This is a genomic window from Streptomyces sp. TLI_105 (assembly GCF_900105415.1).
Classification (GTDB): Bacteria; Actinomycetota; Actinomycetes; order Streptomycetales; family Streptomycetaceae; genus Streptomyces.
Map to the genome: position 1 here is coordinate 7,266,503 of NZ_FNSM01000001.1, position 24,111 is coordinate 7,290,613.

The 24,111-nt window shown below is 73.7% G+C and carries 16 protein-coding genes; 8 read left to right on the plus strand and 8 right to left on the minus strand.

What is annotated here, in order from left to right:
* Window positions 1-11: 11 nt before the first annotated feature.
* A complete protein-coding gene (locus tag BLW86_RS43835; protein WP_093877441.1) occupies window positions 12-2,618 on the plus strand; it encodes a bifunctional serine/threonine protein kinase/MFS transporter in 2,607 nt (868 codons plus the stop codon).
* Window positions 2,619-2,732: 114 nt separating this feature from the next.
* Window positions 2,733-3,341: a hypothetical protein gene (locus tag BLW86_RS33190; RefSeq protein WP_093877442.1), complete on the plus strand. Its 609-nt coding sequence runs from the start codon at window positions 2,733-2,735 to the stop codon at window positions 3,339-3,341.
* Between the two features lie 131 nt (window positions 3,342-3,472).
* On the opposite strand, the gene BLW86_RS33195 is transcribed toward BLW86_RS33190, so the two are convergent.
* From BLW86_RS33195 to BLW86_RS33210, 4 genes are all read right to left on the minus strand, one after another.
* Window positions 3,473-4,849 (minus strand): DEAD/DEAH box helicase, encoded by a 1,377-nt coding sequence (locus tag BLW86_RS33195; protein ID WP_093877443.1) that lies wholly within the window; start codon window positions 4,847-4,849, stop codon window positions 3,473-3,475.
* A 94-nt stretch (window positions 4,850-4,943) separates the two neighbouring features.
* Window positions 4,944-5,147, minus strand: a complete 204-nt coding sequence (locus tag BLW86_RS33200) for a cold-shock protein (protein ID WP_033201600.1) — start codon at window positions 5,145-5,147, stop codon at window positions 4,944-4,946.
* A gap of 222 nt (window positions 5,148-5,369) precedes the next feature.
* Window positions 5,370-6,179: a DUF817 domain-containing protein gene (locus BLW86_RS33205; RefSeq protein WP_093877444.1), complete on the minus strand. Its 810-nt coding sequence runs from the start codon at window positions 6,177-6,179 to the stop codon at window positions 5,370-5,372.
* Between the two features lie 124 nt (window positions 6,180-6,303).
* Complete coding sequence (locus BLW86_RS33210; RefSeq protein ID WP_093877445.1) at window positions 6,304-7,749, minus strand: glyceraldehyde-3-phosphate dehydrogenase; 1,446 nt, start codon at window positions 7,747-7,749, stop codon at window positions 6,304-6,306.
* A 138-nt stretch (window positions 7,750-7,887) separates the two neighbouring features.
* Between BLW86_RS33210 and BLW86_RS43440 the strand changes: the two genes are divergently transcribed.
* Window positions 7,888-10,998 (plus strand): AfsR/SARP family transcriptional regulator, encoded by a 3,111-nt coding sequence (locus BLW86_RS43440; RefSeq protein ID WP_256341499.1) that lies wholly within the window; start codon window positions 7,888-7,890, stop codon window positions 10,996-10,998.
* Here BLW86_RS43440 and BLW86_RS33225 read toward each other — a convergent pair.
* The 3 genes from BLW86_RS33225 to BLW86_RS33235 all read right to left on the minus strand — a co-directional run bounded on the left by BLW86_RS33225 (window position 10,992) and on the right by BLW86_RS33235 (window position 14,680).
* A complete protein-coding gene (locus BLW86_RS33225; protein WP_093877446.1) occupies window positions 10,992-11,633 on the minus strand; it encodes a GNAT family N-acetyltransferase in 642 nt (213 codons plus the stop codon). The two genes, BLW86_RS43440 and BLW86_RS33225, sit on opposite strands and share 7 nt — an antisense overlap.
* Window positions 11,634-11,778: 145 nt before the next feature.
* Window positions 11,779-12,810 carry a serine hydrolase domain-containing protein gene (locus BLW86_RS33230; protein ID WP_093877447.1) on the minus strand — a complete coding sequence of 344 codons (1,032 nt, stop codon included), beginning with the start codon at window positions 12,808-12,810 and terminating at the stop codon, window positions 11,779-11,781.
* 103 nt (window positions 12,811-12,913) lie between these two features.
* Window positions 12,914-14,680, minus strand: a complete 1,767-nt coding sequence (locus BLW86_RS33235) for a VanW family protein (protein ID WP_093877448.1) — start codon at window positions 14,678-14,680, stop codon at window positions 12,914-12,916.
* Between the two features lie 578 nt (window positions 14,681-15,258).
* On the opposite strand from BLW86_RS33235, the gene BLW86_RS33240 reads away from it, so the two are divergent.
* From BLW86_RS33240 to BLW86_RS33260, 5 genes are all read left to right on the plus strand, one after another.
* Window positions 15,259-16,032, plus strand: coding sequence for an IclR family transcriptional regulator (locus tag BLW86_RS33240; RefSeq protein ID WP_093877449.1), 774 nt, complete (start codon window positions 15,259-15,261; stop codon window positions 16,030-16,032).
* 45 nt (window positions 16,033-16,077) lie between these two features.
* The gene (locus tag BLW86_RS33245; protein WP_093877450.1) at window positions 16,078-16,407 is read left to right on the plus strand and encodes a putative quinol monooxygenase; all 330 of its coding nucleotides are present in this window, start codon (window positions 16,078-16,080) and stop codon (window positions 16,405-16,407) included.
* A 107-nt stretch (window positions 16,408-16,514) separates the two neighbouring features.
* Window positions 16,515-17,549: a LacI family DNA-binding transcriptional regulator gene (locus BLW86_RS33250; protein ID WP_093877451.1), complete on the plus strand. Its 1,035-nt coding sequence runs from the start codon at window positions 16,515-16,517 to the stop codon at window positions 17,547-17,549.
* 142 nt (window positions 17,550-17,691) lie between these two features.
* Entirely contained in the window at window positions 17,692-22,173 is a 4,482-nt protein-coding gene (locus BLW86_RS33255; RefSeq protein ID WP_256341500.1) for an aminotransferase class I/II-fold pyridoxal phosphate-dependent enzyme, read from the plus strand.
* Window positions 22,173-22,943, plus strand: a complete 771-nt coding sequence (locus tag BLW86_RS33260) for a methyltransferase (RefSeq protein WP_093877452.1) — start codon at window positions 22,173-22,175, stop codon at window positions 22,941-22,943. The genes BLW86_RS33255 and BLW86_RS33260 overlap by 1 nt, the downstream gene beginning before the upstream one ends.
* 68 nt (window positions 22,944-23,011) lie before the next feature.
* Here BLW86_RS33260 and BLW86_RS33265 read toward each other — a convergent pair whose 3' ends face one another.
* A complete protein-coding gene (locus BLW86_RS33265) occupies window positions 23,012-24,103 on the minus strand; it encodes a glycosyltransferase family 4 protein (protein WP_093877453.1) in 1,092 nt (363 codons plus the stop codon).
* Between the last annotated feature and the right edge of the window lie 8 nt (window positions 24,104-24,111).

Here is a 24,111-nt window from a genome sequence, read left to right on the forward strand (position 1 = left end):
ATGTTGTTGACGTGGACCAGTTGATCACGGAAGACCCGACGCACATCGGCCCCTACCGCATCATCGCCCGGCTGGGCGCGGGCGGGATGGGACTGGTGTACCTCGGCCGGTCCGAAGCGGGGCGGACGGTCGCCGTGAAGGTGGTGCAGGCCGAGCACGCCCAGCACCCCGAGTTCCGGCGGCGCTTCGCGCGCGAGGTGGAGGCCGCCCGGCGGGTCGGGGGCGAATGGACCGCGGCCGTGCTCGACGCCGACACCGACGCCCCGGTGCCGTGGGTGGCGACCCAGTACATCCCCGGCCCCGACCTGACCGCCGTGGTGGCGAAGGACTTCGGCCCGCTGCCCGAGCACTCGGTCCGCATCCTCGCCAACCGGCTCGCCGTGGCGCTGCGGTCCGTGCACGGGGCGGGACTCATCCACCGTGACCTGAAGCCGTCCAACGTACTGGTGACCGTGGACGGGCCGCGCGTGATCGACTTCGGCATCGCGCGGGCGATGGACGGTCTCGGCGGAGACAGCCTGCACACCCGTACGGGCATGCTGATCGGCTCGCCGGGCTTCATGTCGCCCGAGCAGGTGCGCGGGCTCGAACTCACCCCGGCCAGCGACGTGTTCTGCCTGGGGGCCGTCCTGGTGTACGCCGCCACCGGCCGGCTCCTCTTCGGCGCCACCGACACCGGCCTCAGCGCCCACCTGTTCCGGATCGCGGAGGACGAGCCGGACCTGACGGGCGTACCGGACTCGCTGCTCGATCTCGTACGGGCGTGCCTGCACAAGGATCCGGCTCGGCGGCCGACACCCGCCGACGTGGCGGCGCGCACGGCGACGGACCGGGACGAGGAGTGGCTGCCCGGTGCCGTACTGGCCCAACTCGGACGCCGTGCCGCGCAGTTGCTGGACTTCGCCCCGGAGACGCGGGTGACGCCGCCGGACCCGCGGATCCCGGCGCAGTACTCCGCCCCGAACTCCGCCCCGCCCCAGCCGTACCCTCCGCACCCCGCCTACAGCCCGACGGTGCAGGGGGGCCAGGGCCCCGTGCCGCCGGGGTTCGGGCCGGCCGCGGGGGCCGCGCCCGGCGCGTGGGGAGCGGCCACCGCCCCGGCCGACCAGCCGGCTCCGTCCCCCCGGCGATGGGCGGGCCTGGCCGTCGCCGCGCTGGCGCAGTTCATGGTGCTCGTCGGTTCGACGAGCACCAACGCACTGCTGCCGGCCATCCAGTCCGACTTGCGCATCTCCCTCGGCGACCTCAATCTGCTGCCCCTCGCCCAAGGACTCGGCTTCGGCACACTGCTCCTGCTCGGCGGGCACCTCAACGACCTCCTGGGCCGCAAGCGGACGGCGATCATCGGCCTTGCCGGCTTCGCCGCCGCCTCCGTGCTCGGCGGACTGGCCCCCGCCGCCGGCGTGCTCATCGCGGCGCACGCCCTCCAGGGCGTCTTCGCCGCGCTGCTCTCCACGGCCGCGCTCGCCCTGGTGGCCGGTGGCTTCACCGACCCGAGGGAACGCGGCACGGCCTTCGGGCTGTACGCCCTGTTCGCCGGGGGCGGTCTGGCCATCGGCGCGTTCACGGGCGGCTGGCTGGCCGACAACCTGAGCTGGCGATGGTGCCTGTACGGCGTGGTCCCGCTCGTCCTGGTGGCCCTCGTCCCGGCCGTCCGGTTGGAGGAGGACCGGGCGAGCCGTACCCCCGCCCGCCTCGACGTCCCGGGCCTGCTGCTCGGCACCGGCGCGCTCGCCGCCCTCGCCTTCGGCTTCCACAGGGCCCAGGAGGTCCAGGGCTTCGCCTCCGGTGACCGCGGCTGGACCGCACCCCTGACCGTGTTCCTCCTGCTGGTCGGCGTGGCCCTCCTGGTGACGTTCGTGTGGTGGCAGACGCGGACGGGCAGCCCGCTCGTCCCCGCGCGGGTCTTCAGGGACCGCGACCGTGCCGGCTCCCTCCTCGTCCTCGCGCTCGTCGGCGTGGGATCGCCCCTCGTGTTCCTGATCGTGGCCCTGTACCTGCAGGTCGGGCTGGGCCACTCCCCGTCCCGGCTGGGTCTCATGGTGCTGCCCATGGCCGGTGCCGTCCTCGTCGCCACCCAGGTCTCCGGCCGGCTCCAGGACCGGCTCGCCCCCCGCCTGCTGATCGTGCCGGGCCTGGTCCTCGCGGCCGTCGGCGCGGCGCTGCTGACCCGCCTGGAGATCGACAGCCCGTACGTCGCCCTGGTGCTGCCCGCCCTCCTCCTCGTCGGCCTCGGTCTCGGCCTGGCGCTGGGGCCGCTGCTCGCCGTCGCGACGGGTGCGAGCGGCCCGCGGGGCTCCGGCGGCACGGCGGGGGCGGTCCTCGCGGCCCAGAGCCTCGGCGGCTGGCTCGCCGCCCCGCTGTTCGGCGGCGTCGTCGCCGCGGTGGCCGCGGGCCGCCTCGAAGGGGTGTCGGGCCTTCCGGAGGGGGTGCGGCGTGGAGGCGTCCTGATCAACCCTGAGGGCCTGCCGGAATCCCTGACCCCGCTCATCACGCAGGCGAACACGGCCATCCTGGGCGGCTACTCCGTCGTCCTCTGGTCGACGGCCGGTCTCCTGGTCCTCGCGAGCCTCCTCGCGGGCCTGCTGGTCACGACGAGGGCTCCGGCGCAGGGCTGACGGGCCTCGCCCCTGGTCGCGCCGATTGGCCCTTCGATAACTCCGTGGTGTAGAAAGCCCCGTCGATCAATCATGATCACGACATCGAGCTCTCTCATTCGGGGGAATGGAAGAATGACCTCAACTCGCCGTGCCCTCAGCGCGATCGCGCTTCTCGCCGCACTGAGCGGCGTCGCCGCCTGCGGCCCGGAGGACCCCGACACCGAAGGTCTGACCGGAGGTTCCGGCGCCGGCGCCCCGCCGTCGGCCACGGCGTCCCGGACGTCGGACCCTGGCGAGGCCGGAAACGACGCCCCGGTCGATGACGTCGACGGTGACGGAAAGGGCGGCGACTGCGGCACGCCGCCGACCCTGCCCGCCGGGCACATGAAGATGAAGGTCCAGCTGATGCGCGACGCCGGCGGCTTCGAGGCCGCGGAGGCCAAGCCGCACTGCACGCCGAACGACTGGATCTACGGCGCGGACAAGGGGGATCCGACCAAGCACTACGTCCTTCCGGAGAGCGTCAAGGCGTATCTGGCCCTCGGACCCGGCCAGTCGAAGCAGGTCGACCACGAGCAGCTGGCGCTGCACGTCGACCGCTGCCTGGCCCAGGAGATCGGGGCTCCCACCGAGGACTACCCCAAGGTGGAGGCACCCTACGGCTGCTACGGCAACGTCTACGAGGTCACACTGAACGCCAAGGGCGAAGTGGAGACGATGAAGGAGATCTGGAGCGTCTGACGACGTCCTTCAGAGCGGCCGGAGTTCAGGCTCCGGCCGTCGGGCCGACGAGGGGAGTCTGACCGCCCGTCGGGCCGACGAGGGGGGAGCCGTGTCCGGGTCCTGTCTTCGGGACGCGTCGAGCCGTCCGGTCAGCCGCCCCGCCGGATCTTCGCCGCCCGGCGGGCCTCCGCCGTCTTGCGCGCCTCGGCGGCCCGGCGGGACTCGTTCTTCGCCCGGCCCGGGCGGCCCGGGACGGTGCCGATGCCCCGGAAGGCAGCCCCGCCGCGCCGGTCGCCCTCCTGGCTCGGCGCGCTGCCCTCGACCGGCACGCCCGAGGGCTTGCGGGCACCGGTGATGCGGGTCAGCTCGGCCTCGCCGGAGCGGACCCGGGTCTCGCGGGGCCGGATGCCGGCTTCCGTCATGAGGCGGGCCACGTCGCGGCGTTCCTCGGGCGTGACCAGCGTGACGACGAGGCCCGACTCGCCCGCGCGGGCGGTGCGCCCGCCGCGGTGCAGGTAGTCCTTGGAGTCGGCGGGCGGGTCGACGTTGACGACCAGGTCGAGCTCGTCGACGTGGATGCCGCGCGCCGCCACGTCCGTGGCGACCAGGACGGGGACCTCGCCGGTCCTGAAGCGGTCCAGGGTGCGGGTCCGCAGCGGCTGCGACTTGCCGCCGTGGAGCGCCGCCGCCCGCACGCCGCTGCCGAGGAGGTGCTTGGTGAAGCGGTCGACGGCGGCCTTGGTGTGCAGGAACATGATCACGCGCCCCTCACGGGCGGCGATCTCCGTGGCCGTGGCGAACTTGTCGGCGCCGTGCACGTGCAGCACGTGGTGCTCCATGGTGGAGACGGCGGCGGCCGAGGGATCGACCGAGTGGCCGGCCGGGTCCTGGAGGTAGCGCTCGACCAGCTCGTCGACGTCACGGTCGAGCGTCGCCGAGAACAGCATCCGCTGGCCGCCCTGCGGCACCTGGTCGAGCAGCTCCGTGACCTGCGGCAGAAAGCCCATGTCGGCCATCCGGTCGGCCTCGTCGAGGACGGTGACGAACACCCGGTCGAGACGGCAGTCCTTGCGCTCGACGAGGTCCATGAGCCGGCCGGGGGTGGCGATCAGGACCTCGGCCCCGTCGCGCAGCGCGCCGGCCTGACGCCCGATCGACATGCCGCCGACCACGGTCGCCAGGCGGAGCTTCAGGGCCTCGGCGTACGGGGCGAGGGCGTCGGTGACCTGCTGGGCCAGCTCGCGGGTGGGGACCAGGACCAGGGCGAGCGGCTTGCGGGCCTCGGCCCGGCGCCCGGCGATGCGGGCGAGGAGCGGCAGGCCGAACGCGAGCGTCTTGCCGGAGCCGGTCTGCCCGCGTCCGAGGACGTCGCGGCCCGCGAGGGCGTCCGGGAGCGTGGCGGCCTGGATCGGGAAGGGCGTCTCGACGCCGCGGCGGGTGAGCTCCGCGAGCAGGTCGGCCGGCAGGTCGAAGGCGGCGAAGGTCACGGCCGCCGCGGAGGCGTCCTTGTGGGGCGTGGTGTTCATGCGGCACCTGGTCCGTGGAGAAGTCCGGTAAACGCGACGGGCCGGGGCCCCCACCACACGGGTGGGGACCCCGGCCGCGTCGGACGTGTCAACGTCAGGCGGGGAGGATGTTCTCCGCCTGCGGGCCCTTCTGGCCCTGCGTGACGTCGAAGGTCACCTTCTGGCCTTCCTGGAGCTCACGGAAGCCGGAGGTGGCGATGTTGGAGTAGTGGGCGAACACGTCCGGGCCGCCACCCTCCTGCTCGATGAAGCCGAAGCCCTTTTCCGAGTTGAACCACTTCACGGTGCCAGTAGCCATGTCATATCTCCTTCGGGGCGTAGCCCTGGGAGCCGCACTGTGCGGATCCCGGCGTCGCCGTGATGATTGCCCCGTCCGGAAAACTGCACCGAAAACACATCAAGTGCCTGACGATGTCGAATCGTCGAAGGCACTTGTAAGCATTGGGAACCACAACTGCAACTGGTCTCGACTCTAGCACGGCCTCGACGGCCGTGCACGAAAAATGTCCGGTTTTCCTGATCATTTTGTTGAGCCGGTCCGGACGCCGGTACGGGCGGGCGCATCGGCCCCGAGTCCGCGGCCGCTCCGGGCCGTGAGGGTGAACGTGACCGTGATGAGCAGCGCCCAGGCTCCGAACTTCGTGAGGGAGACCGGCTGCCAGCCGTTCAGCTGGTCCGGGTAGCTCCAGGCGCCGACGTACGTGGCCGCGTTCTCGGCGACCCAGAGGAAGAAGCCGATCAGGACGAAGGACAGGGCCAGGGGCATCCGGTGGTCGCTCTCGCCGATCCGGAACCGGACCCAGGTCCCCGCCGTCGCGGCGAGCAGCAGCGCGGCCAGGGCCCAGCGGGCGTCGGGCAGCCAGTGGTGGCTGAAGAAGTTCACGTACACGGCCCCGGCGAGGACCGCCGTGATCCGGGGCCGGTAGCCCGTGAGCCGCAGGTCGAACAGGTGCCAGGCGCGGCAGACGTAGCTGCCGAGCGCCGCGTACAGGAACCCGCCGTACAGCGGCACGCCGCCGAACTTCGTCAGGGCGTCCTCCGGATAGCTCCACGAGCCCATCCGCACCTTGACGAGCTCGAAGAGGAGGCCGATGGCATGGCACCCGGCGATCACGGCGACGTCCCGGCCGGTGTCCCAGCCGACCTTCCACGCGAGGACGGTGAGCCCGACGCCGTACAGGAGCAGCAGGTCGTAGCGGGCGACCGGCAGGTCGGGCAGCAGGGCCGAGACGGCGATGCCGCCGACGAGCGCGACGGCGAAGGCGCAGCAGCGCGCCTCCAGGAGCGCGAAGCGCAGCAGCTGACGTATCCCGTGGGTGAGCGTCTCCATGGCCGGAGGGACGTCGGCGGACCGTGATCGGTTCGCCGGCCCCGGTGGGGGCGAAAAGGCGGCGCGCCGCACCCCCGGAGATGGGGGGTGCGGCGCGCCGCCGTGCCGTCGGGCGTGCCGGAGATCAGACCGCCGGGGACGGGAAGGTCGGGTACTCCACGCCGGAGACGTGCTGGACGACCCGGATGACCTGGCACGAGTAGCCGAACTCGTTGTCGTACCACAGGTACAGGATCGCGTTGTCGCCGTCGACCTTGGTCGCGCCGGCGTCGACGATGGACGCGTGGCGCGAGCCGACGAAGTCCATCGAGACGGCGTCGGGGGCCGTGGTGAAGTCGATCTGGCGCTTCAGCGGCGAGTGCAGCGAGACGTCGCGGAGGTACTCGAGGACCTCCTCGCGGGTGGTCTCGCGGCCCAGGCGCAGGCTCAGGATGGCGATCGAGACGTCCGGGACAGGGACGCGGATCGAGCTGCCGGTGATCGGCGCCTTCAGGTCGGGCAGCGCCTTGGCCACGGCGGAGGCGGCACCCGTCTCCGTGATGACCATGTTGAGCGGCGCGGAGCGGCCGCGGCGGTCGGCCTTGTGGTAGTTGTCCAGCAGGTTCTGGTCGTTCGTGAACGAGTGGACCGTCTCCACGTGGCCGCGCAGCACGCCGTACTCGTCGTCCATGGCCTTCAGCGGCGGGACGATCGCGTTGGTGGTGCAGGAGGCGCAGGACAGGATCTGCTCGTCCGGCTTCACCGTGTCGTGGTTGACGCCGTGCACGATGTTCGGCACGTCGCCCTTGCCGGGCGCGGTCAGGACGACCTTGTCGATGCCGGGGCGCAGGTGCTTGGAGAGGCCCTCGCGGTCCCGCCACTTGCCGGTGTTGTCGATGAGGATGGCGTTGTCGATGCCGTACGCCGTGTAGTCGACCTCGGAGGGGTCGTTGGCGTAGATCACCTTGATCGTGTTGCCGTTGGCGACGATGGTGCTGTTCGCCTCGTCGACCGTGATCGTGCCCTGGAACTGGCCGTGGATGGAGTCGCGGCGCAGCAGCGAGGCGCGCTTCACGAGGTCCTGGTCGCCGCCGCCGCGGACGACGATCGCGCGCAGGCGCAGACCGTTGCCGGAGCCGGCCTTCTCGATGAGGAGACGGGCGACGAGGCGGCCGATGCGGCCGAAGCCGTAGAGGACGACGTCGCGTCCGTCACGGCGCTCGATCTTGTTCTCGCCGATGGCGCCCGCGACGGCCTCGGCGGTGAACTCCGCCACCGAGAGACCGCGGTCGTCGGTCTTGTAGTCGGCGGCCAGCACGCCGATGTCGATCTGGCACGGGCCCAGGTCGAGCGTCGTGAGCGTCTCGAGGAACGGCAGCGTCTCGGTGACCGAGAGCTCCTCGCCGTCGATCTGCCGGGCGAAGCGGTGGGTCTTGAGGATGCTGACCACCGACTTGTTCACCAGGGAGCGGCTGTGGACCAGGACGGTGACGTCCTGCTCCCGGTGCAGCTTCCCGATGATCGGGATCATCGACTCCGCGATCTCCTCGCGGTTCTTCCAGCTGGTGAACGAGTCGTCATTGACAGTCACAAGATTATCTTTCGAGCTAGGCGGCGCTCATATGGTAACCCCCGGTCGGTTTGATCAATCAAGGGGTGCCGAACCGTACGATGGGTCACGTCGGGAGCCGCCGCGGTCGGGCGGACCCACCTACCAGGATGCGGGGGCATGGTGGTGAAGTTCGGGCTGCTCGGATCACTCGTCGTCCACGACGGGACGGAGCTGCGGCCGGTGCCCGGCCCCAAGGTCCGCGTCCTCCTCGCCGCACTGCTGCTCCAGGCCAACCGCCCGGTCTCCCGGGACGCCCTCAAGGAAGCCCTCTGGGGCGACTCGATCCCCGCCAGCGCCGACGCGGCCCTCGCCAACCACCTCACCAGGCTCCGCCGCGTCCTCGCCGCCGCCGACGGCGGGACCGACGAGCGGCTGCGCACCGTCGCCCCCGGCTACCAGCTGATCGTCCACGAGGACGAACTCGACGCCGACGCCTTCGAGGCCCGGGTCCGGGCCGTGCGGCAGGCGCACCAGCGGGAGGACTGGGAGGCGGTCCGCCGGGAGGCCGCCCTCGCCATGTCCTTATGGCGCGGCACCCCCCTCGCGGACCTCGCCCCCTTCTCCGACACCGAGGGGCCCGCGCTCCGCGTCCACCAGCTCGTGGAGGCACGCCTCCAGGCCCTCGAATGGAGCTTCGGCGCCGAGCTGTGCCTCGGCCGCCACCACGAGGCCGTCGCCCCGCTCGCCACCCTTGCGGGGGAGCACCCGCTGCGCGAGGGCTTCCACCGGCGCCTCATGCTCGCCCTTCACCGCTCCGGACGCCAGGCCGAGGCCTTCTCCGTCTTCCACCGGCTGCGCCGGAACCTGGTCGACGAGCTCGGCACGGAACCCGGCGCCGCCGTCCAGGAGGCCTACGCGGAGATGCTCGCGGGCGAACCCGCGCCCGACCCCGCCCCCCGTCCCGCCTCGGCCCGCCCGCCCTTCCAGCTGCCCTGCGAGAGCGAGGCCTTCACGGGCCGGGAGAACGAGGCGGCGACCGTACTGGCGCTGCTGGGGGTACGACCCGAGGACGACGAGCCCGAGCCGGAACCCCCTGGAGCGGTCGCCTCCCTGGACCGGGGCGCCGGGCCCGGCGCGGCCGAGGGCACGGGCGCGGACCCGGGCGGCGCCGGCCGTACGGGCACGGGTGCCGGCCCTGGCGGAGCCGGTGGTACGGGCGGCAGCGGCGGCCTCCGCGCGGTCGGCCGCACGGGCGCGGACCCCGGCGGAGCCGGTCACGCGGGTGCGAGTGCGGACGGTGGGGTTCGGAGCGGGGACGCTCGGGCTCGGGCCGTCGTGATCTCCGGCATGGGCGGGGTCGGCAAGACCGCTCTCGCGATGCACGTGGCGCACCGGGTGCGCGAGGCCTTTCCGGACGGCGCCCTCTACGCCGACCTGCGCGGCTACGGCGCCGGCGGCGCGCGCACGGCCCATGAACTGCTCGCCCGGTTCCTGTCCGACCTGGGCGTCCGCCAGGACGCCCTGCCCGAGGACACCGATGACCGCGCCCTCCTCTTCCGGTCGGCGCTCGCCGAGCGCCGCGTGCTCCTGGTCCTCGACAACGCGCGCAACGCCGCCCACGTCGCACCCCTGCTGCCGGCCGGCGGGCACAGCGCCGCCCTGATCACCAGCCGCCAGCTGCTCGCCGACCTGCCGCGCTCCGCCAGGGTCCCGCTGTCCCCGCTGCCCGAGCCCGACCAGTACGCGCTCCTCGCCAAGCTCGCCGGCGCCGAGCGGGTACGGAGCGAGCCCGCGGCCCTGGCCGCCATCATGGCCGCCTGCGGAGGCCTGCCGCTCGCCCTGCACATCGTCGGCGGCCGGCTGGCCTCCCGGCCCTCCTGGCCCCTCGCGCTCCTGGCGAAACGACTCACCCCCCACCAGGGCCGGCTGGAGACCCTCGCCATGGGGGAGTTCGACGTCCGCCGCACCTTCGCCATGAGCTACGTGGCCATGCGGGACAGCGAGCAGCCCCTGGAGCGCGAGGCCGCCCGCGCCTTCAGGCTCCTGGGGCGGGTGTGGCCGGCCCACGCGGTCACCCCGCAGTCCGCCGCGGCGCTCCTCGACGTCACGGAGGCCCGGGCCGCCGTCGTCCTCGACGTCCTCGCCGACGCCCACCTCGTCCTCAACCCCGAGCCCGACCGGTACCTGCTGCACGACCTGCTCGGCGAGTACGCGGCGCAGCGGGACGAGGAGGACACCGAGCAGGAGCGCACCACGGCCCTGACCCGGCTGCTCTCCTGGTACGCCGCCGCCCTCGCGGCGGCGACGCTGGTCGCCACCCGCGAGACGCAGTCCCCACCCCCGCTCGGCGGGGAGGCCGTGAAGAACCTGGCGCTGCCCGAGTTCGCGGACGACGACGAGGCGATCCGGTGGACCGCGAGGGAGCTGCCGGCCGTCCGGGACGCCCTCACCCGCGCCGGGGAGCTCGGCCGCTCCGACATCGCCTGGCGGATCGCCGTGGGCCTCTTCGGCCACGCGAGCACGCACTGGTGGACGGGGGAGTGGGACGCCTGCCTGGAGCAGGCCATGGACATCGCCCGCAGGCACGACGACCGGCTGGGGCAGGCCTGGCTGCACCGGCGCACGGCCGTCGCCCACGGCATGGCCTTCCGGAACGAGGCCTGCCTGGCGCACCTCAGGATCGCCCTGGACCTCTTCACCGAGCGCGCGGACCTCACGGCCCAGGCGTCGATCCGCGGCAACATGGCGGCGGTGTACCTGCAGCTGGAGGACTCCGAGCGCGCCCTCGTCCACGCCGAGCGCTCCCGCGATCTCTACGGCGCGATCCGCAACCCCCGCGGCGAGGCGCTCATCCTCAGCCGGATCGCGGACGTTCACAAGATGCGCGGCGAGTCGGACCTGGCGGCCGCGGACTACCGGCGGGTCATCGAGCTGATCAGAGGGACCGGGCACGGGGTGTTCCTCGCCACCGCCCTCACCAACTACGGCGACGTGCTGCGCCTCCTCGGGGACCGCGACGAGGCCTTCGAGGTCCTGGCGGAGGCGCTCGCCATCCGGCTCCGGATGGACGACCACGGGGGCACGGCCGACTGCCTCGTCTTCACGGCCCGGGCCCACCACCACGTCGGGGAGTGGGACGCGGCCCGCGAGACCTGGGAGTGGTGCCTGGAACTGGCCCGCCGGTACCACCTCGCCAAGCGGATCGACGAGTGCCTGGAGGGCCTGAGGGCCCTCGCCTCCCAGGCGCCGGCGTCCGACCGGCTCGTGATCGACGACGTCCGTCACTGAGCCGACGAGCGGCGCTCCCGGACGGCGGCGAGGCGCTCCTCGAGCGCCGCGCGGCGCTCGGGCCACTCCTCGGCGACGATCGAGAAGACGGCGGAGTCCCGGAGGCGGCCCTCCTCACCCGGGGCCCAGGAGGCGGCCCAGTTGCGCAGGACGCCCTCGAAGCTCGCGCCGACGCTCGCGATCGCGGCCCGCGAGCGGGCGTTGCGGGCGTCGGTCCTGAGGTCGACCCGGGCCACCTCCCAGCTCTCGAAGGCGTGCCGGAAGAGCAGGTACTTGGCCTCGGTGTTCACCCCGGTGCCCTGGGCGGAGGCCGCGAGCCAGGTGAAGCCGATCTCGATCGCGCACAGGCCCTCCCCGGAGGGCCACGGGCGCGGATCCAGGAAGGCGGTGGCGCCGACCACCCGGCCGGTCGCCGGGTCGACCTGGACGTACGGGGCCACCCTGCCGTCGGCGGCGCGGCCGAGCTGCGCGTCGATGTAGGCCGCGGTCGCCTCCCGGCGCGGCACCCAGGTGAACCCGTACGAGTCCCTGTTCTCCTCCGCCGCCTCCGCGAGGCCGTCGGCGTGGTGGTGCCCCAGCGGCTCCAGGCGGACGAACTCGCCCTCCAGAAGTGGCCCTTCCAGCGTGAAACCCATCAGTCCGCACCCCGTACGTCGTGTCGAGCCGTCCAAGATCGTTCGATCAGGGTGCAGGGTCGCAGAGCGGGGGCCGGGGCGGCATCTCGATTTCGTCCGGCGGCCGGGCGATTTCGTTCGGCAGTCAGGCGATTTCGCCCGGTGGTCAGCCGAAGGCGAGGGTCCGGAAGTCGTCCCTGACCCGGGCCAGCGGGCCTGGGTCCCGGGTGAGGCGGAGCCGGTTGGTGAGCAGGACGGCCCAGCGGCCGCGCGCGGGCGACACCCACAGGGCCGTGCCGGTGAAGCCGAAGTGCGCCCAGACGTCCTCCGCAGGTTCCGTGCCCGGCGCCGGGTGCCAGAACAGCCCGCGCGGCGGGAGGAGCCGGCCGGTGCGGACGCGCAGCGAGGCGGCCGTCCACTCGGCGGAGAAGGTGCCGGGCACCGGGACGAGCAGGTGGCGCAGGAACCGGCCGATGTCGGCGGTGGTGGTGAAGACCCCCGCGATCCCGCAGGCGCCGCCGAGGAGCCGGGCCGAGAAGTCGTGGACGGTGCCCCGGAGCGGGGCGCCCCTCTCCGCGTCGTACTCGGTGGGCGCGCACCGCTCCCTGACCTCGGCGGGCAGCGGCCCGTACCGGGTCTCCGTCATCGCGAGGGGCGTCCAGATCCGGTCCTCGGCGAGCCGGGGGAGCGGCTGTCGGGTGAGGTGCTCGGCGAGGTAGCCGAGGACCAGCGCCGCCCGGTCGGTGTACGCGACGGCCTCGCCGGGCCGGTGCCGCAGGGGCTCGGCGAGGACGCCGTCGCGGACGTCCTGCGGATCGGAGCCGTACAGGTGCCGGAGGTTGGCGCGGAGCGGCAGGCCCGCGGTGTGGGTGAGGAGGTGGTGCGCCGTCGCCCCGGCGAGCGGCCGGCCCGCGGCCTCGGGCCAGTACGAGCCGAGCGGGGCGGACAGGTCGAGCTTCCCGGCGTCGACGAGCGTGCCGACGACCGCCCAGACCGCGAGGATCTTGGTGAGGCTCGCGACGTCGAAGAGGGTGTCCGGGCGCGTCGGTGCGCCGGGGTGGGCCGGGTCGAGCAGCCCGACCGCCCCGGAGGAGAGGGTCGTACGGGCGTCGCCCACGGCCCATGCGGCGCCCGGGTACGTGCCCGCCCGCGCCGCCTCGTCGAGGAGCCGCTCGAAGGGGTCGCTGCGCTGTGCCAAGGCGTGCCTCCGACGGTCCGGGGAGGTTCGGGGAGGGCCGTCGGGAGACCGACGGACCGCGCTCCGAAGTCATGCCCCGGGCATACCGGAAGACACCCTTCCGTCAGTGGCCGTCGCCCTCCTGGGCAGTCGGCACGCAGGTCACCTCGTCGCGCGGGGTGTAGTGGGTCTTGTAGGTCTCCCGCTTGACCTCGACGCCGTCGTTCTTGAAGACGCGGTCCACCGAGATGTCGAAGCCCTCCAGGGGCGGCTGCGGCACACAGGCCTTGCCGCTGCCCTCGCGCTTCGTGGGCTGCGTGAGGTTGGTGCGCGGCCCGGCGACCGCCTCGACGGAGTCGTACTTCTTCGTGCCGAGGAAGCTCACGGTGACCGAGGAGTCCGTCGCGCTCGCCTTGATGTAGATCGGCTTGCCCGTGTCGTTGCGGAACTTCAGGTCGAGCGAGCCCCAGGCGACGGTCGCCTCCCGGCCGGCCGGGTAGCGCTCGATGTAGAAGGAGTGGGCGCCGTGCTCGACGGGCTGCACCCCCGCGAAGAACATGGCGTTGTAGACGGTGGTGGCCATGGCCGACACACCGCCGCCGGGCGCGGAGCGGTACGAGCCGTCGAGGATCATCGTGCCGTCGACGAAGCCGTTGTCCGGGGTCCGCTCGCCGACCGTCTTGTTGAAGCTCCACACCTCGCCCGGCTGCACCAGCGAGCCGTTGATGAGCTCGGCCGCCCGGCCGATGTTCGTCGTCCGGTACGGCGCGGTGGGGAAGTTCACCGTGAACGTCGACATCTGCTCGGTGATGCCCAGCCGGGCCAGCGAGGCGGTGGTCAGCTCGGGCTCGGTGACCCTGGTGGCCACCGGAGCCGTACGGGCCGCCTCGCCCGTCCTGGTGAGCAGCGGGCGCACGGCGTCGCCCAGGGCCTTCGCGGTCACCTCGTGACCCGGCCGGCCCTCCGACTCCACGACCACCCTGCCGTCGCGCACCCCGAGCGACCCCTCTTCCGGCGCGCTGGTCAGCGCGGCGAGGGGACGTGCCACGTCCGGGTCGCGCAGCAGGGCCTGCTCGTCGAGGAAGGCGGTGAGGCGGCCGTCGTCGTTCCTCACGGTGAGGTGGTCGGCGAGCGTGGCGGGGGAGATCCGCACCCGCTCGGCGCCCGCCGTGAGCGTCACGGGGCCGGAGACGGCGGGCTTCGCGTACGTGTCGAGGAAGCGGGACACCTCGGCGGCGGGCAGCTTGGGCTCGGTCACCGAGACGGGGAGCGTCACCGCGGCGGCGCCGGTGGCGGCCGGGTACGCCGCGCGCAGGGACTCGGCGGCGCGATCCGTGTCCAGCTTGCTGCCCGTGACGGGCTGGGTCGCGACGGCCCTGCCGTCACGGAAGGCGACGGATCCCTCGCGGACCGCCCGGTCGTTCCGCTGGGCCAGATCGGCCACGGTGGCCCGGGTCTTGGCCTCGTCGTACGCGAGCACCGGCCGGATCTCGCGCTCGCCGGAGGAGAACAGCCGCCGGATCACGGTGAAGGGGTCGCGGGACGGGTCGGCCGCCAGGTCTGCGGTCTTCGCCACGTCCACGGTCAGACCGGCGGAGGCCGGGTCCACGGCGGCGGCGCGGTCGCCGACCCGCACGGGTATCGGCGCCTTCCAGGAGGCCGGGGCCGCGGCCGTCAGCCTGGCCTGGGCCTCGGCGCGGCTCATGCCGCCGATGTCCACGCCGTCGACCCGGGTGCCGGCGGATATGTCGTCCCCGGTGGCGACCAGTCCCGCCACGTACAGGCCCCCCGCGGCGACGGCCACCACACCCGTCGCGATCGCCGCCGTCCGGAGACGCGGGCGGCGCCCCTCGCGGGGCGTCGGGGCAAGGTCGGTCCTGGAGCGGGGCACACGCTCTCCCGGGGCGTCGAGGAATGGGGCAACCACACGACGGTACGCCGAAAGAGTGTCTTATGCACATAAGAACGGTTTGACCTGCGGTGATACGGAGTGGGGCGAATCGACCACGGAAAGTACGGCCGAACGGGTGTGGGCGGGCGCCGCCGAACCCGGAAAACCTGCTCGCGGGCACCGCCCGCGTGGGCCGCGCCTGCGGGGCGGCGCCCACCCCCGTTGTGGGCAGTCGTTCCGCCGGGGCGGAACGGGTGGACACAACGGACGGCGCCCTTGCCGGCGCCAGAGGCTCCCGCGCCTGAACCCGCACCCCGTTGCGCGCCGCCGCTGTCGGTGCGGGTCCAGGCCCAGAAGGCGGAGCGCGCCGCTGAAGGCGCCGTCCCGTGTGCCCACCCGTCCCGCCCCAGCGGGACGATTGCCCACACGGGCGGGGAGCGCCGCCCCGGCGGGCGCAGCCCGCAACGGGCATGGGGGTGGGCGCCGCCCCGGCGGGCGCAGCCCACAACGGGTCGACGGAAGCGCGGCCCGCAACAGAGGCGCGGCCCCGCCCGCCGCCCCGCGCCTAAGCTGGAGAGATGCCCGTCACCCCCGGCCCCGGCCCCGCCCGCCCCGGCCCCCAGTCCGTCGAGCGGGCCCTCGCCGTGCTCGACGCCGTCGCCGACGCGGACCGGCCCGTCGGGGCGAAGGCGCTGGCCCGGGAGCTCGGTTGCGCCCTCTCGACCGTCTACCACCTGACCGGGCCCCTGCTCGACCGCGGCTACCTCGTCCGCACCGTCGAGGGATACGCGCCCGGCCCCCGCGTCCCGGCCCTGCACCGCTCCCACCAGCGGCACCACGGGTTCGGCGCCGGGACCGGCGAACTCCTGGGCCGGCTGCGGCGGGCCACGGGCGCCGAGGCGTACCACACCGCCTACCGCGACGGCCTGATCACGGTCGTCGACACCACCGCCCCCGTCACGGACACCGGCCACCCCTTCACCCCGGGCCCCGAGCCCCGCGCCCACGCGACCGCCCACGGCAAGGCGCTGCTCGCCGCGCTGCCGCGCCCGCTGCGCCGCCGCTATCTGGCGGAGCACGGCATGGCCCGCTTCACCGAGCGGACGATCACCGGCGCGGAGCGCTTCGAGGCCGAGGTGGACCGGGTGCGCGGCCAGGGCTTCGCCGTGTCCGTGGGGGAGGCCGACCTCGCGTACACCTGTCTCGCCGTCGCCCTGCCCGACCGCGGCGACGGCATCGTGCACGCCCTGTCCGTCTCCCTGCCCACCGTCGAGTTCGGGCGCCGCCAGGGCGGCATCCGGGCCGCCCTGACCCGTGCCGTGCCCGGCTTTCCGACCCTGCCGGAATCCTGAGCCGTCCCGCTCGCCCGCAGCAGCCGGCCGCCGCAGGATGGACCCATGATCTTCATCGCCGTACGGTTCACCGTCCGCCCCGACCACGCCGACCGCTGGCTCGACCTCGTCGACGAGTTCACGCGCGCCACCCGCGCGGAGCCCGGCAACCTCTTCTTCGACTGGTCCCGCAGCGTCGACGACCCGAACGTCTTCGTCCTCCTGGAGGCCTTCGCCGACGCGGAGGCGGGCGCCGCCCACGTCGCCTCCGACCACTTCACGGCCGGACTCTCCGCCATGGCCGACGCCATCGCCGCCACCCCCGAGATCATCAACGTGGAGGTTCCGCAGCAGGGCTGGGGCGCCATGGCCGAGCTCGCCCCGACCGGCGTCTGAAGCGCTCGGCCGACGACCCCCGGCGCGCCCCGCCCCGCCTGATAGGTTCGCGTGGAACGTCGCGTGAGACGCAGGCGGGGGCGGCGCCCCGAGGGGAGAAGCGGCACATGGCGGTGAGCGGGCGACAGACCGGCAGGCCCACCCTCGAGGAGGTCGCGGCCCGGGCCGGAGTCGGGCGCGGCACGGTCTCCCGGGTCATCAACGGCTCCCCGAAGGTGAGCGAACAGGCCAAGGCCGCCGTCGAACGGGCCGTCGCCGAACTCGGCTACGTCCCCAACCGGGCCGCCCGCGCCCTCGCCGGCAGTCGCACCGACGCCGTCGCCCTGGTGATCCCCGAGACCGAGGCGCGGCTCTTCGCCGAGCCGTACTTCCTCGACATCATCCGCGGGGTCAGTGCCGAACTCGCCGCCGCGGACAAGCAGTTGCTACTGACCCTCATCCGCAGCGAACAGGAGCGGCAGCGCTTCGAGCAGTACCTCGCCGCGCAGCGCGTCGACGGCGTCCTCCTCGTCTCCGTGCACGGCGACGACCCGCTGCCCGACCAGGTCCGCGCCCTCGGCCTGCCCGCCGTGCTCAACGGCCGCCGCACCGAGGCCGAGCGCGTCGCCTTCGTCGACTCCGACAACACCGGCGCCGGCCGGACCGCCGTCGCCCACCTCGCCGCCCGTGGCCGGCGCGCGATCGCCACCGTCACCGGCCCCCTCGACATGTACGTGGCCCGCTGCCGCCTCGACGGCTACCGCGAGGGCCTCACGGAGGCCGGACTCACGCCCGACGAGACGCTCGTCGCCAACGGCGACTTCACCGAGGAGGGCGGCCGGCGCGCCATGCGGGAGCTCCTGGACCGCCGCCCCGACCTGGACGCCGTCTTCGCCGCCTCCGACGTGATGGCGGCCGGCGCGCGGAGCGTCCTGCGCGAGGCGGGCCGCCGGGTCCCGGAGGACGTGGCCCTCGTCGGGGTCGACGACTCGCCGGTCGCCCGGCTCATGGACCCGCCGCTGACGAGCGTGCGGCAGCCCATCGAGGAGATGGGCCGCACCATGGCGCGCCTGCTCCTGGAGGAGATCGCCTCGCCCGGCGACGCGGACGAACAGCCCCGCCGGATGCTGCCGACCGAACTCGTCGTCCGCGCCTCCTCCTGACGCCCACCCATCCCGCCGACTCCGTCGGTGCCGAGATGCAGCCGTCCCGGGCGCCCCGGAGAATGGACACCGTACGGGGCCCGTATCCGCGAACAGGGCGCTCCGACGGCGTCCGACCCACCTGGCAAGGGGGCGGTGGACGATGTCGCTGCGCAGACCGAACCGGCCGCCCGAGGCGCCCGGCGCGCTGCGCACCTGGACCGTGGTGTACCTCCTGGTCGTGACCCTGCTGACCATCGCGTACCTGGAGTTCCCCGCCCGGCACACCACCCTGTGGGCACTCATCGGGCTCAGCGGCGTCGCCGCCATCCTCGTCGGTGTCCACCGGAACCGACCTTCCCGGCGCTGGCCCTGGCTGGTGCTCGCCGCCGCCAACCTCGCCTTCGTGAGCGGCGACACCGCCTACAACGCCCTGGAGGCCTTCTTCGGCCAGACCAGACCCTTCCCGTCCGTCGCGGACGCCCTCTACCTGGTCACCTACCCGCTGTTCGCGATCGGCCTCTTCGGATTCATCCGCCACCGGGCCGTCGGCCGCGACCTCGGCGTCGTCCTCGACGCGCTGATCCTCACCTCGGGGCTCGCGCTGCTCTGCTGGGTCAACCTCATCACCCCGCTCGCCAGGAGCGAGGGGATGACCTGGGCCGAGAAGGCCATCTCCATCGCGTATCCCCTCGGCGACGTGCTGATGCTCGCGATGCTCGCCCGGCTCCTCGTCCCCGGCGGGCTGCGCTCCCGGTCCGTGCAGCTCCTCACCCTCGGCACCTGCGGCATCCTCGCCTCCGACGTCGTCTACGGCATCAAACAGCTCGACGGCACCTGGGAGGTCGGCACCCCCTGGGACCTCGGCTGGGTCGTCTTCTTCACGGCCTGGGGCCTCGCCGCCCTCCACCCCTCCATGACCGGCCTCACCGAGCACGCCCCCGAACCGGCCCCGCGCGTCGCCGAGCGGCGGCTCGCGCTGCTCGCCGGGGCCTCCCTCGTCGCCCCCGGCCTGCTGCTGCTCCAGTCGCTGCGCCACGCGCAGAACAAGGACATCGCCGTCATCGCGATCTTCTCGGCCCTGATGTTCCTGCTGGTCCTCGCCCGGCTCTGGGGCATGATGAGCGACCACGGCAAGGCCGAGGCCCGCGAACGCAGTCTCAGGGTCGCCGCCGCCTCCCTCGTAGCCGCCCTCAGCCCCCGCGAGGTCGCCGGAGCGGTCGAGGCGGCCTCCGCGACCCTCTTCGGCGCCGGCACCTCCCACCAGGTCCTCCTCCTCGCCCGGGACCGCCGCGGCGGCCTCACCGCCGTGGCCACCGCGGAACACCCCTGGAGCTGCCGCACCGACGAGCTGATCCGGCCCCGTGGCACCCCCTGGTCCGAGCTGGTCGCCGAAGGCGCCCGGCTGCTCCCGCTGCCCCGGCTCGACCCGTCCGTCGCCGCCGAGATCACGACCGAGACCCACGTCCTGCTCTGCCCCCTGGCGCTCCAGGCCCCCTCCGGAGGCGAGCCGCTGCTCGGCGTGCTGCTCTTCGCGGCATCCGAGAAGAAGCTCGCGGAGATCTCGGGCCCCGCCCAGTCCCTCGCCTCCCAGGCGGCCCTGGCCCTCGAACGCTTCGGTCTCAGCGAGGAGGTCAACCGCCGCACCAGCGAGGCCTACTTCCGCACCCTCGTGCACAACACCTCGGACGTCATCCTGATCCTGGACGACGACGACACCGTCCGGTACGCCAGCCCCTCGGCCGAGTCCATGTTCGGCCGCTCCCTGCTCCCCGGCACGCCGCTCACCGAACTCCTCGCCCCCGCCGACACGGCGAGCGCCCTGCGCCTCGTCGCCGACGCGCGCGCCCGCGGCGCCGCCGACGCCCGGGACGACTGGAAACTGCTGCACGGCGGCTCCGGGGAACTGGAGACCGAGGTCCGGTGCAGCAACCTGCGCGACGAGCGCACCGTCCACGGCCTCGTCCTCACCCTCCGCGACGTCACCGAGCAGCGGAAACTGGAGCGGGAACTGACCCACCGGGCGTTCCACGACTCGCTCACCGGCCTCCCCAACCGGGTCCTGCTCCTCGAACGCATCGAGCGGGCGCTGCTCCGCGGCCGCCGCGAGTCCACCCTGACCTGCATGCTCTTCGTCGACATCGACGACTTCAAGGTCGTCAACGACACCATGGGGCACTCCGTCGGCGACGAGCTGCTCGTCGCCGTCGCCCGCCGCCTCACCTCGGTCCTGCGGCTCACCGACACCGCGGCCCGGCTCGGCGGCGACGAGTTCGCCGTCCTCATCGAGGGGGCGCGCGAGCCCCGCGACGCCGAGGCCCTCGCGGCCGAGATCGTGCACACCCTCAGCCAGCCTTTCCCCCTCACCGACGGCGCCGTCTCCGTGTCCACCAGCGTCGGCATCGCGACCGTGCTCGACAGCGCCCACGCCGAGGAGCTCCTCGGCCACGCCGACCTCGCCCTGTACGCGGCCAAGGCCGCCGGCAAGAAGCGGTGGCGGCTCTTCCGCCCCGAGCTCCACTCCCGGCTCGTCGCCCGCCACGAACTCCAGGAGGGCATGGACCGGGCCATCGCCGACCACGCCTTCGCCCTGCGCTACCAGCCGATCGTCGAGGTGGACGGCGGCGCCCCGGCAGGTCTCGAGGCACTCGTCCGCTGGCCGCACGCCCGCCGCGGCATGGTGCCGCCCGACCAGTTCATCACCCTGGCCGAGGAGAGCGGCCACATCATGCCGCTGGGCGCCTGGGTCCTGGAACACGCGGCGCTCGACATCGCCCGCTGGCAGCGCGCCCGCCCCGGCGGCACCCCCCTGCGGGCCAATGTGAACGTCTCCGCCCGGCAGTTCCGCGACCCCGGGTTCCTCGAAGAGGTACGGCGCGCCCTCCACTCCTCCGGGCTCGCGCCCGGCTCGCTCGTCCTGGAGCTCACCGAGAGCGTCCTCATGCGCAAGGACGCCCAGATCCGGACCACCATGTCCGCCCTCAAGGAACTGGGGGTCGGCATCGCCATCGACGACTTCGGCACCGGGTACTCCTCGCTCAGCTACCTCCGCGAGTTCCCCATCGACGTCCTCAAGGTCGACAAGTCGTTCATCGACGACCTCACCACCGACCCGCAGCAGGTGGCGCTCGTGGAGGGCATCGTGCGCATCGCCGACGTCCTCGGCCTCCAGGTCGTCGCCGAGGGCATCGAGCACGAGGAACAGCGGGCGCTGCTCGCCGGGATGGGCTGCCGCTACGGGCAGGGCTACCTCTTCGCCCGCCCCATGACCGCCCACCAGACCGAGTCCTACCTGCACCGCGCCCCGCCCGCGGCCGCCCGGCCCGCCGACCGTCAGAGCGTCCGGCTCGCGGGTGCCGCCCCGGCCGTCCGCAGCACCTCCCGGCCCCCGCGCGAGTCCCGCTGGCGGGACCTGGAACACCTCCAGCGGACCAGCCTCATGTGCGACGCCGTCATCGACGAGATCGACGGCCGCCGCATCCGGGTCGGCGACGACTGGCTCGTCGACTTCGCCTCCTGCAACTACCTCGGCTTCGACCTCGAACCCGCCATCATCGAGGCCATCGAACCGGAGGTCCGACGGTGGGGCACCCACCCCAGCTGGTCCCGGCTCATCGGCAGCCCCCGGATCTACCCCCGCATCGAGGAGCGGCTCACCGACCTCCTCGGCGCCCCCGACACCCTGCTGCTGCCCACCATCACCCTCATCCACCAGTCCGTCATCCCGCTCCTCGCCGGCACCGGGCAGGTCTTCGTGGAGGCGCAGGCCCACCGCACCGTGTACGACGGCTGCGCCGGCGCGCGGGGGCAGGGCGCCGAGCTCCACCGCTTCCGCGCCGACCGGCCGGAGGAGCTGGCGAGCCTGCTGCGCGGCGCGCCCGCCGACGCCGGCCGGCTCGTCTGCATGGACGGCGTCAACAGCATGACCGGCAACTTCCCCGACCTGCCCGTCCTCACCCGGATCTGCCGGGAGAACGGTGCCCTGCTGTACATCGACGACGCCCACGGCTTCGGCGTCATCGGGGAGCGGCGCGCCGGCGAGAGCAGTCCGTACGGCTCGCGCGGCAACAGCATCGTCCGCCACCTCGGCGAGACCTACGACGACCTGGTCCTGGTCGGCGGCTTCTCCAAGGCCTTCTCCTCGCTGCTCGCCTTCCTCGCCGTACCGAAGTGGCTCAAGGACCACCTCAAGGTGGCGGCGGCCCCGTACCTGTACTCGGGGCCCTCGCCGACCGCCTCGCTCGCCACCGCCCTCGCCGGACTCGACCTCAACGACGAGCGCGGAGACGAGATCAGGGCCCGCCTGTACCGCAGGACGGCCCGCGTCCTCGCCCATGTGCGGGGCCTGGGCATCGACACCCCCAACACCGACGGCCTGCCGATCATCGAGATCCCCCTCGGCAACGCCGAGGACCTCGACGCCGTCGCCACGTTCCTCTGGGAGCGGGGCATCTACGTGACGCTCGCGTCCTACCCGCTCGTCCCGCGCGACCGGGTCGGCTTCCGCATCCAGATCACCGCCGCCAACACCGACGAGGAGATCGACCAGCTGTGCGCCACCCTCACGGAGCTCGCCGCACGGTTCACCCTGCAGCTCGCCGCGGCCACCCGCCCCGTCGCGGCCGGCAGGCCGGCGGAGGAGTGATGGACCGGGCCCCGCAGGGTCCCCCGGAGGAGGACCGGGCACGCCGCAACCGGGACGCCGACTGGAACGACTGGCCCGTCGCCGACTACCTCGCCGAGAACTACCGTCGGCTCCACCCCTGCGACATCGGCGTCATCCGCCACCACGCCGCCGTCTACCGGCGCTTCGCCCCCGGCGGCCTGTCCCGCACCCTGGAACTCGGCGCCGGCCCCAACCTCTACCCCCTGATGCTCGCGGGCGCCGCCAGCCGCGGCGTCGACGCCCTCGAACCGAGCGGCGCGAGCGTCCGCTACCTGCGCGGACAGCTCGCCCACGGCGTCGACGACAGCTGGCGGCCCTTCTACGACCTGTGCCGCTCCCTCGACCCCGCCCTCCCGGAGGACTGCGCGGAGGCGCTCCGCCGGGTACGGGTCGTCCGGGGCACCGTCGACGACCTGGTCCCCGGCACCTACGACCTCGCCTCGATGAACTTCGTCGCCGAGAGCGTCACCGAGGACTTCGGCGAGTTCACCGCCCTCTGCGACGCCTTCGTCCGCGCCGTCCGCCCCGGCGGCACGCTCCTCGCCGCCTTCATGGAACGCATGCCGAGCTACCGCATCGGGGCCGGTCCGGTCTGGCCCGCCTGCCCGGTCGACGAGACCGCCCTGCGGGCCGTGTTCGCCCCCCGTACCACCGGGCTGCGGATCGTCGGGCTCGCGAAGGACCGCACCCTGCCCGAGTACGGGGACACCGGCGTCCTGCTGCTCACCGCCGAACGGCCCGCCGCCTGACGCCCGGCCCGCCACCCGGCGGCCGGCCGGTCTCCGCCCGCACGGCCGGTCTCCGCCCGCCACCGCCGTCAGGACAGCAGCTCCCGGTAGAGCGCCGCGTACCGGGCGGCGAAGCGCTCCGGGCCGAAGTGGTCCTCGACGAGGGCACGCCCCCGCTCCGCGAGCATGTCCCAGGAGCGCGGCTGGTCGAGCAGCCACGCCAGCTGCTGGCCGGTGCGGCGTCCGTCGCCCGCCGGGGCCCGCAGCACGGCGTGGCCGAAGTCGGCGAACTGGGGGAGGTCGCTGAGGATCGAGGGCCGGCCCGTGGCCAGCGCCTGGAGCACGGTGAACGGGATGTCCGGACTGCCGCCGAGCACGACCGGCGGGTACAGCAGCACCTGGACGGAGGCGAGCAGGGCGTGCATGTCGTCGACGTACCCCCGCACCTCGACGTCGGGCAGTCCGGCCGCCCCGGCCCGTTCCCGCAGCGCCTCGTCGAGGGCCTCGCTGTCCTGCCCCGGGCGCCCCCGCATCGCGAGCACCAGCCGGAACCTGGATCCCTCCCGGTGGGCCTCCGCCGCCGCCTCGATGGCCGTCTCCGCCCCGCCGTGCGGCTCGTGATGCCCGGTGAACAGGACCACGGGGAATCCCTCCGGCCGCGGGAGGTACGGCCATTCGTCGAGGGCGATCATCGGCGGGACGACACGGACGTCGCCGAAGTCGGCGGCCCGCAGCAGACGGGCCATCGACTCGGAGAGGGCGACCGTCGTCCCCAGGGGCCGGGAGGGGCCGAGGAAGCGGTTGTCCGTCACGCCGGGCACGGTGTGCACGACCGGCCGCCCGCCGAGCAGCAGCGGGCGCAGCCGGGAGAGGGCCGGGAAGGCACGGCCGATGGTCAGGAAGGCGTGCACGAGGTCGACCCGGCGGGCGAACAGGGTCCCGGCGAGCGCGGACTGCATCCGCTCGGGGGCGTGCGGCACGTCGTCCCGGGAGAGGACGCGGACCGGTCGTCCGTGCTCCGGAGCGGGCCGATGCCCTTTCGGCCCCTGGGCGAACCACACGAAGTCCACGTTCGGCAGCGACCCGAGGACGTCGGCGGCCAGCCGCAGGGCGCCGCCCTCCGCCCCGTTCAGCGGACCGCCGGTCAGGAGCAGGACCCGGGGCCGCTCACCGCGGCGCATCGGGCACC